This window comes from Streptomyces sp. S6 (assembly GCF_054880855.1).
The window spans coordinates 1-3990 of record NZ_JBTYMC010000451.1 but is presented as its reverse complement, the minus strand read 5'-3'; the positions used below and the strand labels follow the sequence as shown (position 1 = coordinate 3990).

At 72.6% G+C, this 3990-nt stretch carries 5 protein-coding genes and 1 pseudogene; 3 read left to right on the top strand and 3 right to left on the bottom strand.

The window, feature by feature from the left end:
* A pseudogene (locus tag ACVNF4_RS33400) lies at positions 1-111 on the top strand (magnesium transporter CorA); the annotation flags it as partial.
* Between the two features lie 175 nt (positions 112-286).
* On the top strand, positions 287-1255 hold the full coding sequence (locus tag ACVNF4_RS33395) for an aldo/keto reductase (protein ID WP_461806620.1): 969 nt from the start codon (positions 287-289) through the stop codon (positions 1253-1255).
* On the opposite strand, the gene ACVNF4_RS33390 is transcribed toward ACVNF4_RS33395, so the two are convergent.
* Positions 1249-2046 carry a phytanoyl-CoA dioxygenase family protein gene (locus ACVNF4_RS33390; protein ID WP_461806619.1) on the bottom strand — a complete coding sequence of 266 codons (798 nt, stop codon included), beginning with the start codon at positions 2044-2046 and terminating at the stop codon, positions 1249-1251. The genes ACVNF4_RS33395 and ACVNF4_RS33390 overlap by 7 nt on opposite strands.
* Before the next feature lie 36 nt (positions 2047-2082).
* On the opposite strand from ACVNF4_RS33390, the gene ACVNF4_RS33385 reads away from it, so the two are divergent.
* Complete coding sequence (locus ACVNF4_RS33385) at positions 2083-2967, top strand: helix-turn-helix domain-containing protein (protein ID WP_461806618.1); 885 nt, start codon at positions 2083-2085, stop codon at positions 2965-2967.
* Between the two features lie 12 nt (positions 2968-2979).
* Here ACVNF4_RS33385 and ACVNF4_RS33380 read toward each other — a convergent pair whose 3' ends face one another.
* Both ACVNF4_RS33380 and ACVNF4_RS33375 read right to left on the bottom strand, forming a co-directional pair.
* Positions 2980-3567, bottom strand: a complete 588-nt coding sequence (locus tag ACVNF4_RS33380; RefSeq protein ID WP_461806617.1) for a histidine phosphatase family protein — start codon at positions 3565-3567, stop codon at positions 2980-2982.
* 1 nt (position 3568) lies between these two features.
* Positions 3569-3990 (bottom strand): PEP-utilizing enzyme (locus tag ACVNF4_RS33375; RefSeq protein WP_461806616.1); only part of this gene is annotated, 422 nt, incomplete at its 5' end.

The following is a 3990-nucleotide window of genomic DNA, read 5'->3' as shown; positions in this document are numbered from 1 at the left end:
CGCGTCCAGGAGCAGGTCCTCGGCTTCGACGAACTCCTCAACTCGATCCTCCAGGCCAACCTCGCGCAAGCGTCCGTCGCGCAGAACGAGGACATGCGGAAGATCACCTCGGCCTCCCGCACCTCACGGACCGAACCGGCGCCGGTCACCCGGACCGAGGATGCGCACGCCCGCACGCCGCCCCGCCGCTCCCACGCCGCACCGTCACCTGAAATGCCTTGCGAGCCCGCGCCGACGGCCACGTACGCTCGCCGTGACACCCCCACCGACAGCAGGAGCAGCAACGATGCAGTACGTGAAGCTCGGTTCGACCGGCCTGGACGTCTCCCGGATCTGTCTCGGCTGCATGACGTACGGCCTCCCGGACCGAGGCACGCACGAATGGACGCTCGACGAGGAGGCCTCCCGCCCGCTGATCCGGCAGGCCCTCGACGCGGGCATCAACTTCTTCGACACCGCGAACATCTACTCCGACGGCACCAGCGAGGAGATCGTCGGCAAGGCGCTCGCCGACTTCGCCGTCCGCGACGAGATCGTCCTCGCCACCAAGGTGCACGGCCGGATGCGCCCCGGTCCCAACGGCGCGGGCCTCTCCCGCAAGGCGATCCTCACCGAGATCGACCACAGCCTGAGCCGCCTCGGCACCGACTACGTCGACCTCTACCAGATCCACCGCTTCGACCCGCACACCCCGGTCGAGGAGACCATGGAGGCGCTGCACGACGTGGTCAAGGCGGGCAAGGCCCGCTACATCGGGGCGAGTTCGATGTACGCGTGGCAGTTCGCGAAGATGCAGTACGCGGCCGAGCGGAACGGCTGGACGACGTTCGTGTCGATGCAGAACCACTACAACCTGATCTACCGCGAGGAGGAGCGCGAGATGCTCCCCCTCTGCGCGGACCAGGGCGTCGGCGTCATCCCCTGGAGCCCCCTCGCCCGGGGCCGCCTCACCCGTGACTGGGACACGGCCACCGGACGCAGCGCCACGGACGGCTTCGGCGCCACCCTCTACCAGGAGGGCGACCGCGCGATCGTCGAGGCCGTGACCCGCATCGCCGAGGCCAGGGGCGTGTCCAGGGCCCAGGTCGCCCTCGCCTGGCTCCTCCACCAGGACACGGTCACGGCCCCGATCATCGGCGCGGCCAAGCCGTCCCACCTCGAAGACGCGGTCGCGGCGGTCGAGTTGGAGCTGACCGACAAGGAGATCGAGGAGCTGGAGAGCCCCTACTCCCCGCACCCGATCGCCGGTCACTGACGTCGCTGGTGGGGTCCCTGCGGTGCGAACTCCGTGCCGCAGGGACCCGCCCCCTCGCTCTCCGCCAGCACCACCCGCTCCCCGCTCATCTCCACCGTCCGGTAGTACGCCCCGATCCGCTCGGCCGACCGCCCCACGTAGTGCCCGATGAACGACCGCCGGAAGCGCCCGGCCGTCCGGTTCGGCCGGGAGCCGTGCACGAGGCTGCCGTTGAAGAACAGGACGTCCCCCGGGGCCATGTCGACGGGGACGGCGGACAGGCCGGGCGGCGGAGCCACGTACTCACGGGCGAACGACACGGACTCGTCGGCTTCTTCGGGGCAGAACAGGTCCAACAGGTGGGTACCGGGGACGACTTCGAGCCCCCCGTTCTCCCGGTCGATGTCGTCGCAGGCCACCCACGCGGCCACGCACGTCCCCGGCTCGACCCGCAGATAGAAGTTGTCCTGGTGCAGCGCCTGCCCCCGCGCCCCCGGCGGCTTGAAGTAGAACATGCTCTGCGCGGCGAGGACCTCCTCCCCGAGCAACTCCTCAAGGACGCCCCGGAGTCGGGCGTCGAGGAGCACCTCCCGGGCCACCTCGCTGATCTCGTGCGGCTGCATCACTCGCGGAAACGCGTCCAGCGGATCGTCCCCCGCGCGCGGCCGGAAGTGCCCCGGCACCTCCCGCCCCGCCGCCTGGAGCGCCGCGAACTCCTCACGCACCCGCTCGATCTCGTCGTACGAGAAGAGACCCCGCACGACCGCGTACCCGTCCCGCCGGAACCGGTCCAGAATGCCTGTGACTGTCATGGCACGAGAAACTAGGCGGAAGGGAACGGCAGGAGGATGCCCGTGCGTGCTGAAGGGTTGACCGAGACTGCTGCGGACCCGTCGCCGCCGCCGGGTCTCGTGGTGGTCGGCAGGTTCGAGCAGGAGACGGGGTACGCGGTCGACCGGCCGTCCGGATCGGACAGTTGGCTGATCATCTGGACCACCGGGGGAGCCGGCCTGATCCGCCAGGGCCGCACCGAACTGGCCGCCGGACCCGGCGATTTCGTCCTCCTCGCCCCCGGCGTCCCCCAGCGCTACGCCGTCCGCCCCGGCGCCACGGGCTGGGAATTCTGGTGGGCCCACTGCCAGTTGAGGCCCGCCTGGACCCCGTGGATCCGCCCGTACGACACCGGGGACGGCGTCCACGCGACCGCACCCGTGCCCGAACTCCTGCGCGGGCGCGTCGAGTCGGCGTTCCGGCGGATGCTGGACGACGCCCGCTGGACCGGCGGCGAGCCGGTCAGGGCGGCCGAGGAGGTCGCCGTCGCCCACAGCGCCGTCGCCCGTGAACTCGCCCTGTCCGCACTGGAGGAGGCCCTCCTGCTGGCCGCCGCCGCACCGAGCCCGGCACAACCCGGCGTGGACGACCGGGTCCAGCGCGCCCAGACCCTGATCGCCGCCGACCCCGGCGCCCCGCACACGGTCGCCTCCCTCGCCGAGGCCGTCGCCCTGTCGCCGTCCCGGTTCGCGCACCTCTTCACCGAGCAGCTCGGTCTCTCCCCGATGCGCGCCCTGCGCGAGGCCCGCCTCCGGCACGCGGCCCGGCTCCTGGAGAGCACCGGCCTCACCGCCGAACGGGTCGCGGAGGCCTCGGGGTTCGCGAGCGCGTTCCACTTCAGCCGGGCGTTCAGGGAGCGTTACGGGGTGCCGCCGGGGGCGTACCGCAACGGCCCTTTTTAGCAAGGGAGTTCATCAGGGGCGAGGGCCGGGTGCGAAGCCCGTCCAGCGCAACTCGGCGGGCAGATGACCCATGTCGTTGTAGTCGACCAGCGTCGGCGGCACCCCGTCCCGGTACTGGAGCACCGTCAGTGCCGTGTTCCCGCTCTCCAGACCGAGCCAGCGCACGGGCGGCGCGTCGAGGGCGTGCCGGACCAGCCAGGCGATCGGGTAGGCGTGGGTGACGAGGACCTCGTGCGTCTCGGCCTCGGCGGGCCGGGCGAACCGGGCGGTGAGGGCGTCGGCCCGCCGCCGCGCGTCGACGGCCTCCTCGGGGCCGTACCCGTCGAAGAAGCCAGCCCACACGTGCGGCGGCTCCGCCGGGATGTACGGGATGTGGTCGACGAGTTCGGGCGCTTCGCGGACGGGCGTGCCGGGGAGGTGTGCGGCGAGGAGACGGGCGCAGTGGGCGGCGCGGGGGAAGGGGGAGTGCCAGACCGCGTCGACCGGGAGCGCGGCGAGGCGGCGGCCGATCAGGTCGGACTGCCGCTCTCCGGTGCCGGTCAGCTCACCGAAGGCGTTCGCCTCGCCGTGCCGGATCGCGTACACGTGACGGGTGGGCATGTCAGGAGGCTCCCAGGGTGTGGTGGGCGGCGGTGAGGCGCTCGGCCTCCGTACGGTCCGCCGCGCGGGTGCCGGAGACGTCGTCGGCCCAGGTCAGCAGGGTGCGGAGGTGGTCGCCCGCCGGGTCCGTGACGACCGGCGGGGTGCCGAGGGCGACCTCGCCGCTCGTACCGTCAACTGTGACGACCGTGCCTTCCTTGAGAGCGAGCCCGCGCACGCCGACGACCGCCGGTCTGCGCAGGGCGCGCGCGACGACCGCCGCGTGACTCGCCGGTCCTCCGCGCCCGGTGACGATCCCGACGGCGGCGGCGATCCCGGCGAGGTCGGCCGGGGAGGTCTCCGGGCGGACCAGGACGACCGGACCCTCCCGCGCCGCACGGACCGCCGCGTCCGCCGACGTCACGACACGGCCGACGGCGACCC